This window comes from Pontibacillus chungwhensis BH030062, assembly GCF_000770675.1.
GTDB lineage: Bacteria > Bacillota > Bacilli > Bacillales > BH030062 > Pontibacillus > Pontibacillus chungwhensis.
This window is the reverse complement of the sequence record NZ_AVBG01000010.1, coordinates 43,898-67,912: the sequence shown is the minus strand read 5'-3', so window position 1 is coordinate 67,912 and position 24,015 is coordinate 43,898. Positions and strand designations below refer to the sequence as shown.

Here is a 24,015-nt window from a genome sequence, read left to right as displayed (position 1 = left end):
TAGCAGAAAGAAAAAGAATCGTGAATCTGAAATAATCAGGTTTCATGACTCAAAAAAATGGGAAAATTTTCTTTGTTGTTACTGAAATGGAGGGAAGTTCCATGACAAAAAAGGAAAAATTTAAAAAAGGCTCCCAAAAGATGCAAGTTCTCTTTTATAATAGAGATAACTACACATTTAGGAGTCGATGTTGATGGAGAACAAACAACTTAAGATTTTATTCCTCATTGGTATTCTCCTGCTCAGTTTTATTCCAGCTGCTAAGGCACATGCTGAAGGCGAAGAGGAAAGCGGACAAAAAGCAAAGTTCCATACCGAGCGAGAAATGACCATGAAGACACTTGAATTACCAGAAAGATTGCCACGTTTTGTATATGATTCAGGCTTAGATTTTACATACCCAGATGCTGTTCGCGGCATTTATGTAACAGGACCAAGTGCTGGAGGAGCTCGTTTTGATAAGCTAGTTAACTTAATTCAAACGACTGATTTAAACAGTATGGTGATCGATATTAAGGAGGATGCTGGTATTATTACGTATCAGCCAGAAGAAGGAACTCCTTATGAAGATGTAGGCACAAATTACATTGATGATCCTCGTAAACTTTTAGAAACATTAGAAGAAGAAGAGATTTATCCAATTGCACGTATTGTTGTTTTCAAAGATTCAAAGCTAGCTAAGAAGCGACCTGACTTGTCCTTCACAGAAAATGGTCAGGTGTGGAAAAACGGAAAAGGGGAATCTTTCGTAAATCCATTCATGAAAGAAGTTTGGGATTATAACGTTCAGCTTGCGAAGAAAGCAGCCGAGATGGGCTTTCAGGAAATACAGTTTGACTATGTACGATTCCCGGAAGGATTTGAACGAAGAGATGATATCCTTTCATATAATGAAGGAGACTATGCTGACATTGAAGGAGACAATGTTCAAAAGCGTGTAACAGCTGTTACAGACTTTGTTGAATATGCTCGTGAAGAATTGAGTGGTTATGATGTCGACGTCTCTGTTGATATCTTTGGATACTCAGCTACGATCAAAGAAGCTCCTGGAATTGGTCAGAACTTCTCTAAGATTGCATCAAATGTTGATGTCATCTCATCTATGATCTATCCGTCGCACTGGACGTCTTACTTTGGTATTTCGTTCCCGGATAAAGAACCATATAAGTTAGTTTCAGAATATGCAAAAGTAGAAAATGAAGTATTAGGCAAACTTGAAGACCCACCAACTTCACGTCCTTGGATTCAAGACTTTGAAGCCCCATGGTTATATAGCGGTCCTACCAAGCAATATGGTAAAGCGGAAGTAGAAGCACAAATCAGAGCCTTAAATGAAAACGGGATTAAAGAGTTCCTTCTATGGAACGCAGGTAATTCCTATACAGAGAATGTAGACTATACACCTTAAAAAGGTGAAGCGACCCAGTTCATAGCTGGGTCGCTTTTTTGTTTTTTATATAATGAGTAAAAATATTTTTCGTTCTTATATGACACATAATTAGACTATATACGTGATAAGTCGATTTTAGTCTTGTGGTTTCTTGTCATGTATATGAAAAAGCTGATGGATAATGCTTAATTCGCATAATTTTTTGCGAATTTCGAAACCGCAATTTTCTACAATTTACGACATTGGTAGCGCTTACATTATTTTTTAGAGAGGCGAAAGGATCAAAAAATCTGTTGAAACTATCAGAAAAATGTGTGTATAATGAAAACAGTCAAATTTGTTAACAAATCGTAAAGAAATTGTTAACTTCTTACGTAAATCGCAGGGGAATGATCGGATTGCTCAAACTAGACCAAACAGATTTGCGAATTTTGCAATCATTGCAAGCTGACGGCCGCAGACCATACACGGAGATTGCTAAACAATATGGGATTAGTGAAGGGAAAGTTCGCTTTCGGATTAACCGTATGATGGAAAGTGGAGTGTTTGAATTTGTAATCCACACTAATCCAAGTAAGATTGGTCTTCATGTACAAGCAATCATCGGGATCGTGACAAAGGTTGGTTACAGAGACAAAGTTGCAATGGAATTAGCAGATTGCAAAGAGGTGCGATTCGTCGGTGCCTTCGCTGGAAAGTACGAAATCATGATCCAAGCCTATTTTCCTAGTAATGATAGGTTAATAGAGTTCACGGATTTGTACTTATCAAAGGTGGATGGAATTGAAGCCACAGACGTGTTTCTTGAACTAAAAGACTATAAGGATTCGTTCTCTTACATAGACCTGGCAGACGAACACATTTAATTTTCTTACAATTCAAATTGTCAGAAATTTTGCCATTATCGGGGGATTGTGAATGTGAGAAAACGTAGAAATTTAAGGAGGTGGTTCTTCAACTGCGGATCCGGCCCAGTGGATCGAAAAATCTGGAATGAAATTCAAAACGCAATAGGGGGAGAAAAATTATGAAGAAAAAGCTATTATTGTTTAGTATCTTGCTTGTCTTCTCAGTGATCCTTGCTGCATGTGGTGGCGATGATGACGGCGGTGAAGAAGGTACAAGCGACAACTCCGGTGATAACGGTGAATCAACAAGTGATAACGGCGGCGAAAGCTCCGCAGAGCAAGTATTTAAAGCAAACATCGCGAGTGAGCCATTCTCACTTAACCCAAGTTTAGCAAACGATGCGACTTCTTCAGCTGTACTACTTCAAACATTTGAAGGTTTAACTCGTATCGGACCTGAAGGTGAACCACAAGAAGCAATGGCTTCTGAAATCGAAACTTCTGATGACCTTAAAAAATACACATTCACTATTCGTGATGGTGCGAAATGGTCAAACGGAGACCCTGTAACAGCACAGGACTTCGAATATGCTTGGAAATGGGCTCTTGATCCAAATAATAACTCTCAATATGCATACCAGCTTTACTACGTGAAGAACGCTGAAGCAGCGAACACTGGTGAAGGTAACCTAGAAGATGTTGGTGTTACAGCAGTTGATGAGAAAACTCTAGAGGTTGAGCTTGAAAACCCAACTCCATACTTCCTAGAGCTAACTGCTTTCTATACTTACTTCCCTGTAAACAGCAAAATTGCTAAAGAAAATGAAGAATGGTACGCAGATGCTGGTGAGAACTATGTATCAAACGGACCTTTCAAAATGACAGAGTGGAGTCACAATGACTCAATTACACTTGAGCCAAACGAAGAGTATTGGGACAAAGAAGCAGTTAAGTTAGACCGTATTGAATTTGCAATGATTAACGACTTCAACACAGAGCTAAACAGCTTTAAACAAGGTGAGTTTGACTGGGCTGGTTCTCCATTCGGTTCTCTACCAACTGAAGCAATTCCATCTCTTAAAGAAGATGGTAGCCTAAACGTTGAACCAATTGCTGGTACTTACTGGTATAAGTTCCACACTGAGAAAGAACCATTTAACAATGTAAACATCCGTAAAGCATTCGCTTATTCTATTGACCGTCAAGGTATTGTAGAGAACATCACGAAAGCAGGTCAGGTTCCAGCGATGGCTGCTGTACCTCCAACAATGTTCTCTGATAACGAAGAAGGTTACTTCGATGCTGTAAACATTGAAAAAGCTAAAGAACACCTTCAAAAAGGTATTGAAGAGCTTGGTTATGACAGCGTAGAAGACATGCCTGCAGTAACACTTTCTTTCAACACTAGTGAATCTCACGCTAAAATCGCACAAGCGATTCAAGACATGTGGAAAGAGAACTTAGGTGTTGACGTTGAACTTAGCAACTCTGAGTGGGCAGTTTACATCGACCAACTTCACCAGGGTGACTATCAGATTGGCCGTATGGGTTGGTTAGGTGACTTTAACGATCCAATCAACTTCCTTGAGCTTTACAAAGAAAAAGGCGGTAACAACGATACACGCTGGCACAGTGAAGAATTCGCTTCTCTTCTAGAAGAGTCTCAAACAGAAACGGATTCTGAGAAACGTACAGAAATGCTTAAAGAAGCTGAAGGCATCCTAATGGATGAAATGCCAATTGCACCGATTTACTTCTACACAAACGCATGGGTTCAAGACGAGAACCTTAAAGATGTAGTTATGTCTGGTCTTGGTGATGTTCAGCTGAAATGGGCTCACTTCGAGTAATTTTTTTGAAAGATTTGTAAGGTATATGAGGGTTCTCCCTCATATACCTTCTCTTCTTATAAGAGGTTTTATGTAATATTTTGGAGGTGTATCCAACGTGTTAAAGTATATCGGCAAGCGGCTCCTTTACATGGTGCTTACGCTATGGGTAATTGTTACCGTAACATTCTTCCTTATGAGGGCAGCCCCTGGTTCACCATTTTCAGGTGAGAAGGAATTACCGCCAGCCATTCAAGCAAACTTAGAGGCATACTACGGGCTGGATAAATCATTATTTATGCAGTATGTCGATTATCTTATTTCCGTTGTTAAATGGGACTTCGGTCCATCTTTGAAGTATAAAGGACAGTCCGTAAATGATTTAATTAGTGAAGGCTTCCCAGTATCATTTGCACTGGGTATGGAAGCCATTTTCCTAGCTCTAGCTTTAGGTGTTCTATTAGGTGCTGTTGCAGCATTGCGACATAACAAATGGCAAGACTATACAGCAATGATTATTGCGGTATTAGGAATCTCTGTACCAAGCTTTATTATGGCTTCAGGCCTACAGTATGTTTTAGCGATTAAGTGGAGTGTATTACCGGTTGCTCGTTGGGAGTCTTTCGCCCACACGATCCTACCTGCTCTTGCACTTGCATCCACTCCAATGGCATTTATCGCTCGGTTAACCCGATCAAGTATGTTAGAAGTAATTGGTAACGACTACATTAAGACTGCAAAATCGAAAGGATTAAATTCGACTGAGATTACAGTGCGACACACGATTCGAAACGCCATGATGCCTGTTGTGTCCTACATGGGACCATTAATCTCCGCGATCTTAACAGGAAGTTTCGTAATTGAGAAGATCTTCGGTATTCCGGGACTTGGAATGCACTTTGTAACTAGTATTACAAACCGCGACTACTCCGTTATTATGGGAGTTACTGTATTCTTTAGTGTGCTTTTACTAGTATCCATCCTTCTTGTCGATATTGCATACAGCTTAATTGATCCGCGCATCAAGTTAGCGGATAAGAAGGGAGAGTAATCGATGCAACAACAAAAGATACCAAAGGAACTCTTTGAGCAAGTTGGTGGAAATACTACTGATTCTGAAAAGATATCGCGCCCAAGCATTTCATTTTGGAAAGACGTTTGGATGCGATTTAAGAAAAATAAATTAGCGATGACCGGCGTTGTGCTTCTGGTTATCTTGGCTATTATGTCACTCGTTGGACCACATTTAACCCCTTACAATTATTATGAGAACGATCTAATGAGTGCCAACCAGCCGCCATCTGGTGAACACTGGTTTGGAACAGATGAACTTGGACGTGATGTGTTTACGCGTATATGGAACGGTGCACAAATCTCCTTATTCATTGGTATAGCAGCAGCATTGATTGACTTAGCTATTGGTGTAATCTGGGGCGGACTTAGTGGTTACATCGGTGGACGTACAGATGAGTATATGATGCGTTTTGCTGATATTCTTTGGGCAATCCCTTACCTACTAATGGTTATTTTACTAATGGTTGTATTTGAACCAGGTCTTGGTACGATGATTGCAGCTATGACGATTACTGGTTGGATTAACATGGCACGTATTGTTCGTGGACAAGTTCTCCAATTGAAGAGTCAAGAATATGTCATGGCAGCCCAGACCCTAGGAGCAAACACATCCCGAATTATGGCGAAACACTTAATCCCAAACACAATGGGACCGATTTTAATTACCATGACCCTTACAGTTCCAAACGCAATCTTTACGGAGGCGTTCTTAAGCTACCTTGGTCTTGGTGTACCTCAGCCACTAGCAAGTTGGGGAACAATGGCAAGTGATGGTGTAGCAGCACTTCAATATTACCCATGGCGCCTGTTCTTCCCGGCATTGTTTATCAGTTTAACGATTTTTGCATTTAACGTTATTGGAGACGGTTTGCGTGATGCGCTAGATCCGCGACTTCGTAAGTAGAAGGAGTGAAAGATAATCTATGGAAAATATCCTAGAAGTAAACGATTTGAAAGTTTCATTTAATACGTTCGCAGGAGAAGTGCAAGCGGTACGCGGGGTGAACTTTCACGTGAAAAAAGGTGAGACACTTGCAATCGTAGGAGAGTCCGGTTCTGGTAAAAGTGTAACCACTCAATCGATTATGCGTCTTATTCCGATGCCACCAGGAGAAATTAAAGGTGGAGAAATTTTATTTGAAGGAACAGATCTCGCACAAAAGTCTGACAAGCAAATGGAGAAAGTTCGCGGTAAAGATATCGCAATGATCTTCCAAGATCCCATGACTTCTCTAAACCCAACTATGAAAATTGGACGTCAGATTATGGAGAGCATGATTAAGCACCGTAAAATTGCGAAGACTGATGCAAAAAAACGTGCGATTGAACTTCTTGATCTTGTTGGAATTCCAAAGCCTGAACAACGTGTTGATCAGTACCCGCATGAATTCTCAGGTGGTATGAGACAGCGTGCCATGATTGCTGTAGCTTTAGCATCTGATCCAAAATTATTAATTGCGGATGAGCCAACTACAGCGCTTGATGTAACGATTCAAGCTCAAATATTAGAATTATTGAAAGATATCCAAAAGAAGACGAATACGTCGATTATCTTCATTACACACGACCTTGGCGTGGTGGCAAACGTAGCCGATCGTGTAGCCGTAATGTACGGTGGGAAGATTGTTGAAACAGGTTCTGTTGATGAAGTGTTCTACAACCCTCAACACCCTTATACATGGGGGCTGCTTGCTTCTATGCCAAGCTTAGACGCTGAAGAAGGGGAGCTTCAAGCGATCCCTGGTTCTCCACCTGATTTGACGAACCCTCCTAAAGGAGATGCATTTGCTGCTCGTAACAGCTATGCAATGAAGGTCGACTTTGAAATGGAGCCCCCAATGTTCAAAGTAAGTGATACGCACTATGCTGCAACATGGCTTCTTCACGAAGATGCACCTAAAGTGGAACCACCTGCTGTTGTGCAAAAGCGTATTGAGCATTTTAAGGAAAAGGCTGGTGAACGTTAATGGCCAATAACCAAGAAGTATTAGTAGACATAAAAAATCTAAAACAACACTTCGGTAGAGGAGATCATAAGGTCAAAGCCGTAGATGGCCTAAACTTTCATATCTATCGCGGTGAAACATTTGGACTTGTAGGCGAATCTGGTTGTGGAAAGTCAACTACTGGAAGAACGATAATTCGCCTATATGATGCTACAGACGGTGAAGTCATCTTCGACGGAGAGAACGTTCATGGTAAGAAATCGAAAGCTGACTTGAAGAAGTTCAACCGTAAAATGCAGATGATTTTCCAGGACCCTTATGCATCGTTAAACCCGCGTATGACCGTGTCTGATATCATTGCAGAAGGAATTGATATCCATGGACTATCAAAGGATAAGAAAGAGCGTAAAGAGCGTGTTGTAGAACTTCTTGAAACGGTCGGTCTAAACCGTGAACACGCAAACCGTTATCCGCACGAGTTCTCTGGAGGACAGCGTCAGCGTATTGGGATTGCCAGGGCTCTTGCCGTAGACCCTGACTTTATCATTGCCGATGAGCCAATATCTGCACTTGACGTTTCCATTCAAGCCCAGGTTGTAAACTTGTTGAAAGAACTTCAAGAGGAAAAGAACTTGACGTATTTATTTATCGCACACGATTTATCGATGGTTAAATACATTAGTGACCGAATTGGAGTTATGTATTTCGGTAAGCTAGTAGAAGTAGCTAGCAGTGAAGATTTATACCGAAATGCTTTCCACCCTTACACGAAATCATTAATGTCTGCAATTCCTCACCCTGACCCAGATTACGAACGTAACCGTAAGCGTGTTACGTACGATGTAGAAGAGCATCGAAGAGAGATGGACGGGGAGGAACCAGAATGGCGTGAAGTAAGTCCAGGCCACTGGGTTTCTTGTACAAAGAAAGAATATGAAGCCTATCAACAGCAACTTCAAACTCAATAATAGTAAAGCTCATCTTTTAGATAGATGGGCTTTTTTTGTTTTGCCAACTTAGCACATTAAAGTGAAAAAGGATTTAAAAAAAGAAAATCGACATCCGAATAAGTAGACGAACATCGTACAAATAGCCCTTTTTTACAGAATTGTTAGAAAATTAAATCATTTGAGCATTATATTAGCACAAAATTATAACAAAATAAAGCGAATCTTCTAACTTTATGGATTTGATTATGTGGATTGTAGAGCGAATAGCTTCCGCATAAGCTTTCATATATTGGAGTTCAATGTAGATCTAGCTTCGTTTTAGAAACGTAATGGTTGAACCAATTTAGACTTTTTCATTACTAACTGCTGTTTCCTCTAACAACAAACATCCCTACACCCCAAATTTGCATGATTACCAACTTGATGTTTCATAATAATCAGCAGAGGGTATTCCAAGTTTCGTGGGGCATGACCAAGATAAATTTAACAAAATGGAGAATATTCGTTATAATAAAGAAGACTACAAAATAAGGAGTAGATCAATGAATTGGTATGAAAAGCTTAATAAGTATTTTCCTATCGAAGAAATGAAGTCTAGAGAACACATGGAAAGACTTTTGAAAGAACAAGGCGATGTCTACAAGAAGGACGAGAGCGATGAACATGTCCTCATGTATGCAGAGTTTGATTCTTTCATCTTTATTGATTATGTCTGGGTTTCTGCGAAAACGCGCGGGAAGGGAATTGGGCATAAGTTAATTCAGAAATTGAAAGAAAAAGGTAAGCCGATCATCCTTGAGGTTGAACCGGTCGATTATGACGATACTGACACCGAAAAACGCCTCCGCTTTTATCAAAAAGAAGGATTCGAACACGCAAAATCCATTGGTTATGCTCGTCGTTCCCTTGCGACAAATGAGTTAAACGAAATGGAAATCCTCTTCTGGTCCCCTGAGCACGAATCCGAAGCTTCCATTTACGAGAAAATGAAAGAAATGTACCAAAAAATCCACACGTACAAAGATAAAGAGTTGTATGGGAAGTCTTATCAGCCTGTAGATGAAGTGCTAACGCTTGATGAAGACCGAGATATGGACAACATTCTAAATGCTTTGAAAAAGCCTGAAAACGCTTAACTTTGAAATGAAGCAAGCAGAGAATGATTGAATCTGCTTGCTTTATTTTTACATAGGGAAGATGAAATCGTTTTTAACAAGCTCCTGGCTTAAAAACAGACTGCTCTAATTTTGGGATTAATGAAGCGTAATCTAAAAAATATCCACTAACCTTCATTTTTTTGAAACTTTTCTGCTTCTAATACGTTTAATACTATTGAAGAGGTGGAATATCCCTTATAACAGAGGATATTGTATAAGTTTTGTGGAATTTAATAAACATATATATATAGCATCTATCCAATTTAAAACATCTATAGTATACTTAAACTAGATACTTATTTAAACTAATTTTAATTTAATAAACGATTAAAAGTACTTTTTTCGTAATAAATCTATTGAGGAGTGAAGCTTGTATGGTAACACTTTATACTTCTCCAAGCTGTACATCATGTCGTAAAGCGAAAGCATGGTTAGAGGAGCATGAAATCCCGTTTCAAGAACGTAACATTTTCTCAGAACCTTTGACAATTGATGAGATTAAAGAAGTTTTACGAATGACAGAAGATGGCACGGATGAAATTATCTCAACTCGCTCTAAGGTTTTCCAAAAAATGAATGTAGATCTGGATCAGCTTCCAATGAAAGAGCTGTTTGATATGATTGCAGACCATCCTGGATTACTTAGAAGACCTATTATTGTAGATGAGAAACGTCTCCAAGTTGGATACAATGAAGATGAAATCCGTCGTTTCCTTCCAAGAAAAGTACGTACATTTCAATTACAAGAAGCTCAGCGCTTAGTTAATTAAACAAAAACCTGCAGTCCTCATAAATAAGGAATGCAGGTTTATTTTTTTATGATGAACGTTCTTTCAGGAGGTTGTACCAAATCCCAGTAGCCATAACAATTGCAATGGTAAGGGGAGGTATAATCCAGTGGAGGATTGGGAAGCCGCTGTAGAAGTACTGTAACGTTGCTTCACCTAATATCATTTCTGCTGCTGTATAAGCGAGTACAGATGCCCCTATGTATATAAGTAAAGGGAATCTTTCCATTAGGGCAAGAATCAATTTACTTCCCCAAATAATAATAGGGACCGAAATAAGCAAGCCAAATACAACTAGGTAGACTTCCCCTCTAGCAGCTCCGGCAATGGCTAACACATTATCAAATCCCATTACGAGATCAGCGAATACAATGGTTTTGACAGCTGCCATAAGAGTTGTGTGAGCTTGAATTTCAGGGCCATCTTCCTGCTCTGTGACTAGGGTCATAGCGATATAAACGAGTAGGACACCACCGACAAATTGTAGGAATGGAATTTGAAGCAGAAAGACAGCTATTCCTGTCATTACAATTCTTAACCCTACAGCAAGGCCTGTACCAAGTAAGATTGCTTTGTTCCGCTGGCTAGTCGGTAAATTTCGGCTTGCAAGGGCAATCACAATGGCGTTATCCCCTCCTAGAACCAAGTCAATTCCAACGATAATAAGAATAGATTGAATGATCTCAAAATCCACAAAAAAACCTCCCACTTCTAGTGACAAAGCTGCCCAAATAAGCTACAATGTTAAATTAACTAACCCTCTACTATTACTTATATGTACAACCATGGGAGATCATGATTACGGATCTCGTCTAGGTCATTCGTTTGTTTTTAATTTTATGAGCAATTCTGTTTTCAATTAGCAGGGTAGTATCATAAAATGGTATTAAACGTAGCAAGAGCACATCAAATGATTGAGAATAGTCATATGAGGGTAAGGTAAAGTAATAGCAATATTGAAAGGGTGAAGTTTTCCCTTCCACCTTTAACTAATCAACAGAAGGGAGCGAGTTCCATGGAAATCGAACGCATTAATGAAAACACAGTAAAGTTCTATGTTTCCTACATTGATATTGAAGATCGAGGTTTTGACCGCGAAGAGATTTGGTACAATAGAGATAGAAGTGAACAGCTCTTCTGGCAAATGATGGACGAAGTAAACGATGAAGCAGATTTTAATATAGACGGTCCGCTGTGGATTCAAGTACAGGCCATGGATAAAGGGCTAGAAATTGTTGTAACGAAAGCTCAAGTTTCAAAGGATGGTCACAAACTTGAATTACCAACAGAGGATGGTAAGACATTAGATATGCCTGTCGATGAGAAGCTTGAATCTCTTCTTGATCAAGAAGTAAACGCGAACCAAGAAGGAGACCAGGATGGAGAAGACGAAGCAGTGGAATCCGACAATTTATCCTTTGTCATTGGCTTCCGTGACTTTGAAGATGTCATCCAGTTAAGTCATTACTTCTTGAATGAACAATATGTAGAAGATCAATTGTATCACTTTGATGGATCTTATTATCTATATGTTCAATTTGCGGATGGGCAGTTAAGCGACGAATCTCAAGAGAATATTTTGAGTCAACTACTAGAGTTTGGCCATGAATCGCCACTTACAGTTCATCGCTTAGAAGAATACGGTAAAACGATCTTCAGTGAAAATGCACTAGAGCATATTAGTAGTTACTTTCCGGCAAAGTAAAAAATGAGCGGCACCTTTTATAAGGAGCCGCTCTTTTATACGTTATACAGCATTCTTTTGGATGAAGGTTTGCTATCTCGTGAAAAATAAAAGGAAGACCTTTATTTTATGTACATATAATTGAAACAAGTGAAGTAGAACCTTCGTATATAAAAGGGCAAAAGGGATTTCAGCTGGAGAAAGGAATCGAAGCTTATGTTCAAACGGATTCAGGTTCTCGTTTTTATGGGGATATTAATTGGAGTATTCTATGTAACAAAAGAATTGTGGCAAGGATGGCTTATTGGAGCCATTTCACTCTTGTTTACGATTTCAGCCATATTTATTGGCTTACTCATTTTCTTTGAAAATCGTCATCCCACACAGACTCTAACTTGGTTGCTCGTCTTAGCAGCCTTGCCCATAGTCGGATTTTTCTTTTACATCCTTTTTGGGCAAAATTATCGAAAGAAAAAGATGTTTCGTAAAAAGGGAGCGTTGGATGAGGAAGCCTTCCGTAAGATTGAGGGCGAAACGGATATAATGCCTTATCAGGTTGAACAGATGGGGGATCACCAAAAACTGTTGGTTCGTCTCGCCCAACGATTGGGACATTCACCGATTACATTTAGAACAGAAACGAAAGTATTAACAAATGGAGATGAAACCTTTGATGAAATTCTTAAAGAATTAAAAAAGGCTACTCACCATATTCACATCGAATATTACATTGTCAGGCATGATCACATTGGGAATGAAATTAAGCAAATTCTAATGGATAAGGCTCGGAGTGGAGTGAAAGTCCGATTCTTATACGATGCTGTAGGGAGTTGGAAACTTTCTAGTCAGTATAAAGAAGAGTTAAAAGAAGCAGGAGTTGAAATGAAACCGTTCCTTCCTGTTAAATTACCGTTCTTGAATAATAAGATTAATTTCCGTAATCATCGCAAGATTATCGTCGTAGACGGCAACACCGCTTTTGTAGGCGGTTTAAATATTGGTGATGAATATTTAGGCCGTCATGAATACTACGGCTTCTGGCGTGATACTCATTTATTCGTTCAAGGGGAATCAGTTCGCAGCTTACAATTAATCTTCTTACAAGACTGGTACTACATGACGGATGAAGCGCTTCTTACGAATGAGTATTTATCGCCCCAACTGGTGGAGCGTGATAATCTAGGCGGCGTGCAAATGATTGCAAGTGGTCCCGATAATGAGTGGGAAGTCATTAAACACGTATTCTTTTCCATGATCGTCTCAGCTAAACATTCCATTTGGATCGCTTCACCCTACTTTATACCGGATGAAGATATCCTCACAGCATTAAAAGCTGCCGCGCTAAGCGGGATAGATGTGAAAATTCTAATGCCCAGTCGTCCAGACAAGCGCATTGTCTTCCATGCTTCCCGTTCCTATTTCCCGGAACTTCTAGAAGCCGGGGTAAATATATACGAGTACCATAAAGGGTTCATGCACAGCAAGATTATGATTATTGACCAGGAACTTGCCTCGATCGGTACATCAAACATGGATATGCGTAGTTTCCATTTAAATTTCGAAGTAAATGCGTTCTTGTATCGCACAAAGAGTACGAAAACCTTAGTGGACGATTACGAGCTAGACATTCAATCATCTAATCAAATTATCCTTGAGGATTTCCGTAAGCGAGCATTGGCTAAACGCTTTATGGAATCCACCGCACGCCTCCTGTCGCCACTTCTATAACGGGTATAACCCTGATTCTCACCGAGGATCAGGGTTTCTTTATAGTAGTTATGGAAGACTTAAAGCTGAGACATTTTAGTATGGAAAGGGCCGTTACGATTATGAGCGCTTGGGCTTGCTCGGGGACAACTCGCTTTCCTGCGGGGAGCTGGGAAGCCTCCACGCCGGAACTATACTGGCTCCTTTTCCCGCGGGAGTCTCGCAGTCCCTGAACAAGCCCTGACATTAAAAGGGTGAACGGTCCCGCAGTTAACAACAGGTGGTTAGATGTCACCCTACATGGCATGTTTTCGTTTATCCGTACGGTCCTAGCACCACGCTTGCACTTTTATTCTAGGTGAGACCCCGGAAGCCGGCTGAGGAGGCTCGCCAGCTCCCCACAGGAAAGCGAGTGGTTTCCAGGCCCACCTTATGCTCAATTGAAGTTAACGAAAACATTCTCTCAGTTTCGAGTCTTCAACAATCCTGCGCTATTTTTGAACAAGCTTATTATAAAGAATAACAACATTAAACTTCAACAGAGGATTCTGAGCATAAGTGAAGAATAGAATAAGCTGGAGGTGATTTATGCTAAGTGCTATTACGCAAAGTGGTGTGTCATATGTTTTAGCAAAATACACAAAGGAGGAGATTCATGAATTAAGACGTCAGCCGTTTTATTGCCCGGCTTGTTCTGAAGAAGTTATTCTGAAGGCTGGTTCTAAAATGATTCCCCATTATGCACACAAACCTCGCTCGGAATGTAATGTTCATGATGTAGGAGAGGGGGCTTATCATGAAGCGGGGAAGTGGCAATTGTATGAGTGGCTTCGTTTGCAGGGTTATCATGTAGAGCTCGAGTCTTATCTACCCTCTATACAACAGCGGCCTGATCTATTGTTAACGATAAGGAAGAAACGTGTCGCAATCGAGTATCAGTGTTGTCGTATTTCCCCGGAAATGATCAAATTGCGTACAGAAGGTTATAAATCTGAAGGCATCATCCCGCTCTGGATTTTAGGTGGGAATCGACTTAAACGATTACACACCAATATGCTCTCGCTAACCTCTTTTGAAAAGAACTTCTTCCAACAATTTAAGACATCCCCGCATCCTATGCTATTGTTTTATTGCTCCACTACAAAACAGTTTGCACGTTTCTCACACCCTACACTGCTGACCAACCGAAAAACGATTGGAAAGCTCTCTTTCTTCACTAATACTACTTGTACATTAGCTTCTATCTTATCTTTTCCTAAATCTGTTTCTCCCTCGTATGTTTATCAATCTTGGTTAAAAGAAAAGAAAAAGCTCAGAAAACAAGTGCCAGGAAAGATGAAAAGCAGCACAGACTTTCCTTGGAGGCAATGGCTTTATCTCAGACGCTTACACCCAAGCACATTACCCTCTCTTATCCATCTACCTGTCCCCTTTGCCTTCTTATACGACCTCCCACCCTATCAGTGGCAAGCGAAGGTTATAATCGACGAGATCGAGCCTCGACCCATAGGCGAACCCTTCTCCTTACCTGTTTACCCATTCAACCAATCCCCAGAACTAAAAGCCCCCTTATTAAGAAACGAACCAAACCCAATCCAACACTATATAGATGTATTATGCGTAATAGGTTACTTGAAGAAACTAAATAATGGACAGTATGTAAAGCAGGTGAACCTTCTAATACCCAAAAATGCTCATGAGGCCATAGAACAAGATGAGTGGGTCTTGAAAGAACTCTTAAATCACTCGCTTCTTTAAACTATTTTTTGCAAACGCATAATAAATGTGAAGGACGAAACCATTGTTTCGTCCTTCTCTTTTTGTATGAAGACTCAAAGCTTGGATGATATTTATGTCCGTAGGTCCGTTAACCCATTTATGATCAGGGCTGGCTGGAGGACTGCGAGACTCCCGCAGGAAAGCGAGTGGTCCTCCAGCCAGCCCAAGCACTTTTATCGTAACGGGACATCCTATTAATATCCCCCTATTATACGCAACATCTTGGCATGATCAAAAAGGTTTCGGGTATAATGGTAGTAGGAAAAAACAATAATTTTTCTGAATATTTAAAGGTTTTTCGGGACGCGAAAAAGAAATGTATGATAGACAAGAATTGAAGGAGGAATTCCATTGGCTAAAGAACTACCAAAACGAGATGAAATACCAGAAGAACGGACCTGGAAACTCGAAGATATCTTTTCAACAGATGAAGCATGGAACGAAGAATTTGAAGCTGTTAAGCAATTAACGCCACAAATTAAAGAATATAAAGGAAAATTACATGAGTCTGCGGACACGTTATATAACTTACTAAAGTTACAGGATGAAGTGGCGAATCGTGTAGGCAAATTATTTACATATGCGCACATGCGTTATGATCAAGACACGACGAACTCACATTATCAAGATATGAATACCCGTGCAGAAAGTCTGCTTACGCAAGTAGGTAGCGCGATGAGTTATATTGATCCTGAGATCCTTGCAATGGAAGAGGGGACTGTAGAGAAATTCCTCAATGAAAAAGAGGAACTGAAGCTGTATGAGCACGCGTTAAATGAAATTACGCGCTCTCGTCCGCACACACTCTCTGAGAAAGAAGAGGAGTTGCTCGCTCAAGCTTCTGAGGTTATGTCTAACCCACAACAAACATTTGGAATGCTTAACAATGCTGACCTTACATTCCCGACTCTTAAAGACGAAGAAGGAAATGAAGTAGACCTCACTCAAGGTCGCTATCTACGTTTTTTGAAGTCTAAAGACCGTTCGGTACGTAAGCAGGCATTTGAAGCCATGTACGATACGTATGGCGATTTTAAGAATACGTTCTCCTCAACGTTAAGTGGTGTTGTGAAGAAGCATAATTTCAATGCTAAAGTTCGCAACTATGATTCTGCACGCCAGGCTGCATTAGATTCTAACAATATCCCTGAAAAGGTTTATGACAATCTAGTGGAAGCTGTGAACGATCGTTTGCCAGCTTTGCATCGCTATGTGGAGCTTCGTAAAGAGATTCTAGACCTAGAAGACGTTCATATGTATGACTTATATGCTGATCTTGTTCAGGATGTTGATATGGATATCCCTTATGAGGAAGCAAAAGAAACTGTGTTAAAAGGACTAGCTCCACTCGGCGAAGAGTATACCGAAATCATTAAAGAAGGCTACAAAAACCGCTGGATCGATGTGGATGAAAACAAAGGGAAGCGTAGTGGTGCTTATTCTTCCGGAACCTATGGAACAAATCCATATATTCTCATGAACTGGCAAAACAATTTAAACAACCTGTTTACACTTGCTCACGAGTTAGGCCACTCTATGCATAGTTACTACACAACAAGTACACAGCCGTATCGATATGGAAACTATTCCATCTTCGTAGCTGAAGTGGCTTCAACAGCAAATGAAGCGTTGTTAAATGATTATTTATTACAAAACACAAACGATGAGAAGCATAAACTCTATTTACTGAATCACTTCTTAGAAGGATTCCGTGGCACCGTCTTTAGACAAACTCAATTTGCTGAGTTCGAACATGACATCCATGAACGTGCACAAAACGGTGAAGCCCTAACCGCTGATCGTTTAACAGAACTGTACCATGATTTAAATGAAAAGTACTTCGGCAAGAATGTAGTCGTAGACGATGAAATCGGATTAGAATGGGCCCGTATCCCTCACTTCTACTACAACTACTACGTATATCAATATGCCACAGGCTACTCAGCAGCCACGGCCCTAGCCTCTCAGATCCAAAAAGAAGGCGAACCAGCTGTTGAGCGTTTCAAAGGCTTCCTAAAAGCCGGAAGCAGCGACTTCCCAATTGAAGTCCTAAAACAAGCCGGCGTTGACATGACCTCAAAAGAACCAATCGAAGCAGCACTAGACGTCTTCGAAGAAAAACTTGATGAGTTCGAAAAACTAATCAAACAACAATAACAAAAAAGGCGACTCCCCACAGGAGTCGCCTTTTGTTCTTATATAATTGTTTTTGTTTGCTTGGGAGGAGAGTAAGGTGGGGGAGAACACGCGCTTTTCTGTGGCTGCACACGATGTGGATTCGTTCGACGTTATCATATGACGTGACGGGCTTTTAGTCGAACTTCCTCTTTTGGTTAAACTGCGGGGCCGTAAGTACAATATTTGGCCAGGGGGTGTCTGGGGAACGGGGAGACTCCTGCGGGAGAAAGAGGTTGACGAGACCCCACAGAGAGCGTCAGCGAACGAGGAGGCTCGACAGCTCGCCCGCGGAAAGCGAGTCGTTCCCCAGACACCCCCAAGCACTTCTAAACGTAACGGCCCCCAAACTATTTAAACCCTCTAAAAGAGCGTCGGTGGGTGAAGCTGAAGATGGTGAAGTAGATCGCTATAAACAACAAAGGCATAGAAATGAGTATAGGAACGAGGCGCATGAGGCCTAATAAATTGAACCCAAAAGCAAGTAGAGTAACGATAATCCAGAATAAAGGGAATAAATTCATGAATGCACCTCCATTACGTATTATTCTAGTCTATGTAAGGAATGTCCCATACTTTCCAAGCAATAGGTGATAGATGTGACGTTTTTGTGAAGGTGATAAAAAAATATTGATATCGATAGGGATACTTGATATATTTATATGTGAAAAGGATCACATTCAAACAATAACCCCTTTGTTTGACCGTGAAACTTTCTCCCATCCCCCTTTGTCTTAAAGATAAAGACATAGATCAAGCCAGGCCTACCCCGCCTGGCTTATTTTTATGTGCTGAAGGAAAATGGTGGATGCGATGTGAAATGACATATTAGTTAAATATTTTAATACAAAATATAGTTAGATAAATAAAACACAAAAAAACCTTCTTTCTGTTATTAGAAAGAAGGTTTTTTGTATTATTTTATATAGCGCCAAAACGTACCGTATTTCACGGGATGTTTCTCTACTTTTTGTTTGAGTTGTAGCTTTTTCATTTCGCACTCGGTTTTCGACTCGCTCCAGTCGAAGACGACGGATATTTCGTGTGTACCTACGAAACGATACTGCTTTAAGAATTCTTCAAGAGCCGGTTTTGTGGCGGCGGGAGGTTCTTTTTGCATCATTTCTTGAAGTACATTCACGTACACGTTGTAAGGATAAAGACCTGTAATCTTGATGCCTTCTTCTTCCTCTTCCTGATTGAAGAGGACGATGGCTGGTATTTCCTCAACTTCCATCTCGCGCGTTAGTTTAAGATCACATTGAAGGGCGCGCTTGGCAGAATCAGATTGAAGGTCTTGCTTGAACTCTTCAACGTCAAGATTGCTTTCTTCAGCACAACGAAGCAGGACCTCTTCGTTTGAGATGTTTTGCTTATTTAAGAACAAGTTTTCTTGTATTTTGCGTAAGAAACGCATGCCTGCTTTCTTGCCTTGGAGCTCTGCGGCTTTGATTGATAAAGCAGCCATCCAAGGAGAGGAGACAGGGTTTTCGAACCATAAATCACCGTCGCAGCTCATCCCAGTTCTAGAAGCGACCTTTTCCCATACTTTCGCTAGGTCTTCAGGTTTTTGAAAGGCTTCTGCATTAAGAGAAGTTAGCTTACCACTAATAATAGGTCGAATGGTAAAGTATCTCCCATATTCAAGCGTAAGTTTTTTCAGAAATGGCTCTAAAGACCAGCATTGAGGGCATAGTGGATCGATAAAGACGTAGATCTCAACCGGCTTCTTTAAAAGGTCGACAAAACCATACTGGGATTGTGGTGTTTGGTTCGTGTTAGTGTTTTCCCCAGTTGCCTTAAAACTCACGTCGATTCTCCTTTCCTTGTTTCTGGTGTGTTCATCATATGATTGGCTGTGTGTGTTAAGCGTTCAAAGATAACACTTCTATAAGGTTCTTCGATCTCAGCTTCTTCTAGCGCACCATCCATACAATACAACCACGCATTCTTTCGGGTTGGTGTAATTTCAAAAGGTAAGTGGCGGGCTCTTAACATAGGGTGCCCGTGTTCTTCTGTATAGTATGCAGGTCCACCGAGAAACTGGGTTAAAAATTGTTCCTGTTTACGGATTGTTTCTGTGAAATCATCAGGAAAAATGGGTTGTAAATCTGGATGTTTGGCAACTCTGCTGTAAAAGGCTTCTACAAGTTTTGTAATAGCAGAAGGGCCACCAATTGCTTCATAAAGCGTACCAGGATTATCATTCATAAGAATGCCTCATTTACTTTTATTTTAGCGGCAGAATTCCGCCACTTTCATACGAAGGCGATCCGCCCCCCTTATATAAGGGGAACCACGCCTGTTTGTTTGATTTTATTGTAGCAACGGGATGTTTAAACAATCAACAAATCTGTTTATAGTAGAGATTGGAAAAAACGTTGAATTTTGTTAGGAGTCTCTCGTGATGGGATGTTATGCTTTTGTAAAAGTTGTTCAAAAGTAGCTTGTCCGTGCTTCGCATTATTTGCCTCTAGCTCTAATTCGTAGTCAGTAACATTATTAAAGTGGCTCCGGTCGAGAACGACTAGCGTGTTATCGTACTTTTTCTCCATACGTTCAGTTGTCAATGCACCCTTGAAGCTTAAGTTTTTGAATGGGATACCAAGTGATGCTAACTGACCCTCTATATTAGGGGCAGTTGTGGGCTGTTCATTCATCCATCTATAAGCTTCCTCTTCTGTCAGCGTATCATGCGTTTCGAGAAGACCGTCAACATGTGGTTCTTTTAATGTTGCTGTCCACGTATCGCCCTTTTTGCGAATGCGAAGAGCTGCAAGTTTTTCTCTAAGATCAAACTGATCAGTTTCAAAGTAATAGTTTGTTTGGGTAAAGCGATCTTCAGTGGAAAAGGCTAAAGCAGTAACGAGTGCTTCATATTCCTCTTCTGTAAGCAAATTCTTAAATTCGATTTCAATTTCTTGTGACATACAAATTCCTCCATTAATGCTCATTTGCCATTTCTATTATTGATGAATGGGATAAAGATTGCAAATATTAATCATGAAATCATTTATGATACAATAGATCACAGGCCAATATCGTGACCCATTTACATAGACGATGATTGGATAAAAGGTGGTGCAAGAATTGAATTGGGAAACGTTTTTAGCTCCGTACAGGCAAGCAGTTGATGAGCTGAAGGTGAAATTGAAGGGGATGAGAGCACAGTATGAATATGGTGCCATGCATTCCCCGATTGAGTTTGTCACAGGTAGGGTAAAACCTATAACAAGTATCCTTGATAAAGCAAGGAAAAAGGATATACCATACTCCAATCTTGAAGATGAAATTCAAGATATAGCAGGCATTCGTGTCGTTTGTCAGTTTGTAGATGACATATACGCAGTCGTAAACATGATTCGAATGCGCAATGATTTTGATATTTTAGAGGAAAAAGACTATATTACGAGGAAAAAAGAGAGTGGGTACAGGTCTTACCACATTATTATTGAGTACCCTGTTGAAACCATTGAGGGAGAGAAAAAACTGCTTGCTGAGATTCAAATCCGTACGCTTGCTATGAATTTTTGGGCGACAAATGAACATTCATTAAACTATAAATATAGCGGCCAAATTCCAGCTGAAGTGAAGAGCCGTTTAAAAAACGCCTCTGAGGCAGCATTTCGTTTAGATGAAGAAATGTCAAAAATAAAAAGCGAGATTCAAGAAGCACAAGCAATCTTCCGCCAGAAGAATGATCAAAAGGATACAGATGATGATTGATTCCTAATTTTAAAGGGGGAGAACTCAAGTGAAATTTGCGATTTTATCAAAAGGGGACAGTGCGTCAGATGAATTCCTGTCCAAGATGAAAAATTACTTAACGGAATTTAACCTGGAATTGGACCATGATGAGCCAGATCTTGTTATATCAATCGGGGGAGACGGTACTTTACTTGAAGCATTCCATACATATATACATCGTCTTGAAGAGACAGCCTTTATAGGGGTGCACACAGGTCACTTAGGATTCTATGCAGACTGGATGCCAAAAGAGTTAGAGAAGTTAATCATTGAGATCGCAAGGACACCTTTTCAAGTTGTGGAGTATCCTTTATTAGAGATTATCATTCGACCAAAAGGCGACGAACCAGAAGATAAGTACCTTGCGTTAAATGAATGCTCAGTTAAGACGGCTGAAGGCTCTGTGGTACTTGATGTAGAAATAAAGGGTGAGCATTTTGAAACCTTCCGAGGCGATGGATTGTGTATTTCAACGCCATCTGGAAGTACTGCTTACAACAAAGCACTAGGAGGAGCGATTATTCATCCATCTCTTGAAGCGATTCAAATCGCCGAGATGGCGTCGATTAATAATCGTGTATTCCGTACAGTAGGTTCTCCGCTGATCTTGCCAAAGCATCATACAGCCATGCTCAAGCCGCAAAATGATAAGAGCTTTATGATCACACTTGATCACATTACGCGGAAGTATTCAGACGTGAAGTCCATACAGTGCCGTGTGGCGAAAGAAAAAGTGCGTTTCGCTCGTTTCCGTCCGTTCCCATTCTGGAAGCGGGTCCATGATTCCTTCATAGCAGATGAACGATAGAAATAGAGGTGTTTTGAAATGAAATTCAAAATCGACCCAAAACACGACGGAATGCTCGTACGAGATTATTTATATCACGTACGAGCTTTTTCGCGTCGTATGGTAAAGGTCATTAAGTACGACCAAGGAATCCTGATCAACGGTTCCCCTGTTACGGTAAGGGCTAAGGTGAAAGCTGGGGACGAGTTACTTGTTCACTTCCCTGCTGAAGAGCGTGGGCGGCACTTAGCATCGATTGATAAACCCATTTCTGTTCTTTATGAAGATGATGAAGTCATTATCCTTAATAAGCCCCCATTCCTTGCGACAATCCCTTCTGTGCATCATTTGGATGACACATTGGGCAACAGGCTCATGGCATATTACGATCACCATGGTATTCCTTTCACCTTACACGTTGTAACACGCCTTGATGCAGATACTTCAGGGGTTGTTCTTGTGGCGAAAAACCGATTTGTTCACTCCCTGTTAGCCAGGGTGCAAGAGAAAGGGGAGATCAACCAGAATTATCAGGCCGTGGTAGAAGGTCACCTTGAGACGAAAAAGGGGACGATCAACGCTCCCATTGACCGAGCACCTGGTTCGATTATTGAACGTTGTGTTGATCCGAAAGGGAAAACCGCGGTTACTCATTATGAGGTGGTAAAAGAAACAAACGAAACAAGTCTGGTTCATATACGCTTAGAAACGGGCAGGACACATCAGATTAGAGTTCACTTCAACTATATAGGGCATAGCTTACGTGGTGATTCTTTATATGATGGGATCAAAAAAGGCATCAGCAGACAGGCGCTACATTGCAGCTCGATACGATTTCCTCACCCGATAAGCGGACATGAGATTTATGTAGAAGCGCCTTTGCCTGAAGATATGGAAAGCCTTATTACCTGATAGGAAATGGTTATGTGAGAGGTTGAGCGCACCATTGGCCTCAACCTCTTTATTAATCATCAAATGAACGGAACTTCTCTGGTACTTCTGGTTGTTTAGAAGGGACGCTGACAATCGCTTCTTCTGGTAAACGGAAGCACGTTAAAGCTCCGCCAAAAATACACCCTGTATCAATATTAACGGTTTTATGTTTGAAACGAGGCTCCCGAACAGGAGTATGGCCATAAACAATCCACCGATCTCCCTCGTAATCATACGCCCAGTCACGTCTCACCGGTCGTCCTAACTCATCAAACTCACCCGTGACATCACCATATAAGACAAAAGTATGCACCTTTTTATTCTTAAACGACTTCCCGATCATATCTTCACGAATCCCAGCATGAGCAACGACCGCATTAGCTTCAGGCTCCTCAAGGTACAATGGCGCTTCTTCATAAAGAGTCATGAACTGATCCTTAATATCTTTTTGCTCCTGTTCAGATAAAGCCTCATACTCCGCCACCGTTGTCTCTAAACCATGCTTCTGTTTGACTGGATTTCCCTGAAAGAAGCGGTACAACTTATTGCAATGATTTCCTGGGACATATTTCGCCATTTTGTTCTCTACAACCATCTTATACACAAGGCGAATCACATCCAGAGAGGCCGGCCCTCTGTCAGTCAGGTCTCCTACAAATACAGGAATGCGCCCCTCAGGATGACGAGGTATATCATCTGTAGTGCTATATCCTAGTTTCTCAAACAGTTCAATCAGTTCATCATAACAACCGTGCACATCTCCAATACAATCGATCTTTTTCATGTAATAAACCTCCTAGAGTGGAATGTTAGCTAGAGGAACGTTTCCGTTGATTGAAATTGAGAGTATGGTGGTCCAGGAAATTACTCGCTTTCCGCGGGCGAGCTGTCGAGCCTCCTCGGGAAAACCACCCTGCGGGGTCTCGTCGACCTCTTTCTCCCGCAGGAGTCTCGCAATTTCCAGGACCACCTTTGCCGTATGGGGAGGAACGGAAACTCGCCACAATTGGTATCTGGGTGTCTGCTGGGATAAATGCGGTCCGTTCTTCTAATGAACATGAGGGATGGAGGGGGGACTGCGAGACTCCCGCGGGAAAAGGAGCCTAGGGGAGACCCCACAGAGAGCGAAAGCGAACGAGGAGGCTCCCCAGCTCCCCGCAGGAAAGCGAGTTGTCCCCCCTCCACCCCAAGCACTTTCTTGGCAACGGACGTCCCCGGGAT

The 24,015-nt window shown here is 41.0% G+C and carries 22 protein-coding genes; 16 read left to right on the top strand and 6 right to left on the bottom strand.

Translation table 11 applies throughout. The features are described from left to right. Positions 1-193 precede the first annotated feature (193 nt). From N780_RS13205 to spxA, 9 genes are all read left to right on the top strand, one after another. Positions 194-1,408: a putative glycoside hydrolase gene (locus N780_RS13205; protein ID WP_036784916.1), complete on the top strand. Its 1,215-nt coding sequence runs from the start codon at positions 194-196 to the stop codon at positions 1,406-1,408. Between the two features lie 371 nt (positions 1,409-1,779). Further along, complete coding sequence (locus N780_RS13200; protein WP_438942507.1) at positions 1,780-2,256, top strand: Lrp/AsnC family transcriptional regulator; 477 nt, start codon at positions 1,780-1,782, stop codon at positions 2,254-2,256. A gap of 161 nt (positions 2,257-2,417) precedes the next feature. Continuing rightward, a complete protein-coding gene (locus N780_RS13195; protein ID WP_036784911.1) occupies positions 2,418-4,088 on the top strand; it encodes a peptide ABC transporter substrate-binding protein in 1,671 nt (556 codons plus the stop codon). Positions 4,089-4,185: 97 nt separating this feature from the next. Then, on the top strand, positions 4,186-5,118 hold the full coding sequence (locus N780_RS13190) for an ABC transporter permease (RefSeq protein WP_036784907.1): 933 nt from the start codon (positions 4,186-4,188) through the stop codon (positions 5,116-5,118). Positions 5,119-5,121: 3 nt separating this feature from the next. Then, positions 5,122-6,045, top strand: a complete 924-nt coding sequence (locus N780_RS13185; protein ID WP_036784904.1) for an ABC transporter permease — start codon at positions 5,122-5,124, stop codon at positions 6,043-6,045. Positions 6,046-6,064: 19 nt separating this feature from the next. Next, positions 6,065-7,108: an ABC transporter ATP-binding protein gene (locus N780_RS13180; RefSeq protein ID WP_036784902.1), complete on the top strand. Its 1,044-nt coding sequence runs from the start codon at positions 6,065-6,067 to the stop codon at positions 7,106-7,108. Further along, the gene (locus N780_RS13175) at positions 7,108-8,055 is read left to right on the top strand and encodes an ABC transporter ATP-binding protein (protein WP_036784899.1); all 948 of its coding nucleotides are present in this window, start codon (positions 7,108-7,110) and stop codon (positions 8,053-8,055) included. The genes N780_RS13180 and N780_RS13175 overlap by 1 nt, the downstream gene beginning before the upstream one ends. A 524-nt stretch (positions 8,056-8,579) precedes the next feature. After that, on the top strand, positions 8,580-9,173 hold the full coding sequence (locus tag N780_RS13170; RefSeq protein WP_036784898.1) for a GNAT family N-acetyltransferase: 594 nt from the start codon (positions 8,580-8,582) through the stop codon (positions 9,171-9,173). Positions 9,174-9,568: 395 nt separating this feature from the next. Continuing rightward, on the top strand, positions 9,569-9,964 hold the full coding sequence (spxA, locus tag N780_RS13165; protein WP_036784895.1) for a transcriptional regulator SpxA: 396 nt from the start codon (positions 9,569-9,571) through the stop codon (positions 9,962-9,964). Positions 9,965-10,010: 46 nt separating this feature from the next. Here spxA and N780_RS13160 read toward each other — a convergent pair whose 3' ends face one another. Next, a complete protein-coding gene (locus N780_RS13160) occupies positions 10,011-10,676 on the bottom strand; it encodes a TerC family protein (protein WP_036784893.1) in 666 nt (221 codons plus the stop codon). 321 nt (positions 10,677-10,997) lie between these two features. On the opposite strand from N780_RS13160, the gene mecA reads away from it, so the two are divergent. From mecA to pepF, 4 genes are all read left to right on the top strand, one after another. Continuing rightward, entirely contained in the window at positions 10,998-11,687 is a 690-nt protein-coding gene (gene mecA / locus N780_RS13155) for an adaptor protein MecA (RefSeq protein ID WP_036784890.1), read from the top strand. 195 nt (positions 11,688-11,882) lie between these two features. Further along, a complete protein-coding gene (gene cls, locus N780_RS13150) occupies positions 11,883-13,394 on the top strand; it encodes a cardiolipin synthase (RefSeq protein ID WP_036784887.1) in 1,512 nt (503 codons plus the stop codon). Between the two features lie 567 nt (positions 13,395-13,961). After that, entirely contained in the window at positions 13,962-15,131 is a 1,170-nt protein-coding gene (locus N780_RS13145; RefSeq protein WP_036784885.1) for a competence protein CoiA, read from the top strand. Positions 15,132-15,503: 372 nt separating this feature from the next. Next, complete coding sequence (gene pepF, locus N780_RS13140; RefSeq protein WP_052115067.1) at positions 15,504-17,309, top strand: oligoendopeptidase F; 1,806 nt, start codon at positions 15,504-15,506, stop codon at positions 17,307-17,309. Between the two features lie 368 nt (positions 17,310-17,677). Here pepF and N780_RS20075 read toward each other — a convergent pair whose 3' ends face one another. The 4 genes from N780_RS20075 to N780_RS13120 all read right to left on the bottom strand — a co-directional run bounded on the left by N780_RS20075 (position 17,678) and on the right by N780_RS13120 (position 20,257). Next, complete coding sequence (locus N780_RS20075; RefSeq protein WP_198135861.1) at positions 17,678-17,851, bottom strand: hypothetical protein; 174 nt, start codon at positions 17,849-17,851, stop codon at positions 17,678-17,680. A gap of 392 nt (positions 17,852-18,243) precedes the next feature. Continuing rightward, the gene (locus tag N780_RS13130; protein WP_036784880.1) at positions 18,244-19,137 is read right to left on the bottom strand and encodes a ClpXP adapter SpxH family protein; all 894 of its coding nucleotides are present in this window, start codon (positions 19,135-19,137) and stop codon (positions 18,244-18,246) included. Further along, the gene (locus N780_RS13125; protein ID WP_036784878.1) at positions 19,134-19,538 is read right to left on the bottom strand and encodes a globin domain-containing protein; all 405 of its coding nucleotides are present in this window, start codon (positions 19,536-19,538) and stop codon (positions 19,134-19,136) included. The genes N780_RS13130 and N780_RS13125 overlap by 4 nt, the downstream gene beginning before the upstream one ends. A gap of 146 nt (positions 19,539-19,684) precedes the next feature. Then, a complete protein-coding gene (locus N780_RS13120) occupies positions 19,685-20,257 on the bottom strand; it encodes a CYTH domain-containing protein (protein WP_036784876.1) in 573 nt (190 codons plus the stop codon). Between the two features lie 160 nt (positions 20,258-20,417). Here N780_RS13120 and yjbM point away from each other — a divergent pair, with 160 nt between their 5' ends. Genes yjbM through N780_RS13105 form a run of 3 tightly spaced genes read left to right on the top strand, consistent with a single transcriptional unit; the run spans position 20,418 to position 22,773 of the window. Next, positions 20,418-21,053 carry a GTP diphosphokinase gene (gene yjbM, locus N780_RS13115; protein ID WP_036784874.1) on the top strand — a complete coding sequence of 212 codons (636 nt, stop codon included), beginning with the start codon at positions 20,418-20,420 and terminating at the stop codon, positions 21,051-21,053. Between the two features lie 28 nt (positions 21,054-21,081). Next, on the top strand, positions 21,082-21,882 hold the full coding sequence (locus tag N780_RS13110; protein WP_036784872.1) for an NAD kinase: 801 nt from the start codon (positions 21,082-21,084) through the stop codon (positions 21,880-21,882). A gap of 18 nt (positions 21,883-21,900) precedes the next feature. Continuing rightward, positions 21,901-22,773 (top strand): RluA family pseudouridine synthase, encoded by an 873-nt coding sequence (locus N780_RS13105; protein ID WP_036784869.1) that lies wholly within the window; start codon positions 21,901-21,903, stop codon positions 22,771-22,773. A gap of 52 nt (positions 22,774-22,825) precedes the next feature. Here N780_RS13105 and prpE read toward each other — a convergent pair whose 3' ends face one another. After that, the gene (gene prpE, locus N780_RS13100; RefSeq protein WP_036784866.1) at positions 22,826-23,578 is read right to left on the bottom strand and encodes a bis(5'-nucleosyl)-tetraphosphatase PrpE; all 753 of its coding nucleotides are present in this window, start codon (positions 23,576-23,578) and stop codon (positions 22,826-22,828) included. Positions 23,579-24,015 lie beyond the last annotated feature (437 nt).